The 1,057-nt window shown below is 75.1% G+C and carries 1 protein-coding gene; it reads right to left on the bottom strand.

Annotated features, from left to right (window positions below; translation table 11 throughout):
* Nucleotides 1-153 precede the first annotated feature (153 nt).
* Nucleotides 154-1,057 (bottom strand): alkaline phosphatase family protein (locus tag KBX53_RS33950; protein WP_210863924.1); only part of this gene is annotated, 904 nt, incomplete at its 5' end.

The raw sequence follows: 1,057 nt of genomic DNA on the forward strand, positions 1-1,057 counted from the left end.
TGTCGACGTGCAGGATCGGGCTGGCGGAGTCGTCGGCGTCCGGCCCGAAGCGCGGATCGTCGCCCCGGGGCAACGACTGACTGCGGCCCATCCCGGCAGGTTAACCCGGGGGTACGACACCACCATCGGCCAGTGGGCCGAACCGCCCCCGGGTCAGCCCCGGACGACCAGCAACGGCACTGTCAGCTCGGCGGCGGTGTCCGACCCGTGGTAGGCCACCAACTTCGACGCCATCGGCCGCTCGGTACGGCTGGCCATGACCGCGTACGTGTCGTTGCAGGTCACCACCACGTCGCCGACGCGGCCCAGGTGTTCCTCGGGCACCGGCCCGAACCAGCCGGTGGCCACCACCTCGTCGCGGGTGCGTACCCGGGCCGTGGCGCCCAGCACCGCCGACCAGGCGGCCAGCACGTCCTCGGTCGCGCCCGGCTCGGTGTGCAGGTAGCGGACCCGGGCCTCGCCGGCCACCAGCCGCACACCGGCCCGCAGCCGCGGATCGGTGTCCAGGTCGAAGCGGTGCGCGGCGGGAATGTCGAGCTGACCGTGGTCGGCGGTGACCAGCAACGCCGCGTCCGGGGGCAGCCCGTCGACCAGCCGGGCGAGCAGGGCGTCCACCTCGGCGGCGGCGACCCGCCAGGGCTCCGAGTCGACGCCGTAGACGTGGCCGTACCGGTCCAGGTCGGCGTGGTAACCGGAGACCAGGGTCGGCCCGGAGCCGGTGGCCAGCGCGGCCAGCATGGCGGCGGCCACCGCGTCTCCGCCGGCGGCGCCCCGGAAGTCGCCACCCCGGTTGGCGGCGACTGTCAACCCGCTGCCGCCGAACTCCGGCCGACTCACCACTGTCGTCGTCACCCCGGCGGCGCGGGCCCGCTCCAACTGGGTGGGCACCGGCTGCCAGCGCAGCGGCGACGGATCGGCGGCCCAGTCCGTGTGGGTGAGCACCCGATCGGTGCCGGGCACCCGGACGGTGAAGCCGAGCACCCCGTGCGCGCCCGGCGCGACACCGGTGCCCAGCGACACCAGGCTGGTCGGGGTGGTGGACGGGAAACCGGCGATC

The sequence above is a fragment of the Micromonospora sp. M51 genome, from assembly GCF_018070305.1.
Lineage (GTDB): Bacteria > Actinomycetota > Actinomycetes > Mycobacteriales > Micromonosporaceae > Micromonospora > Micromonospora parva.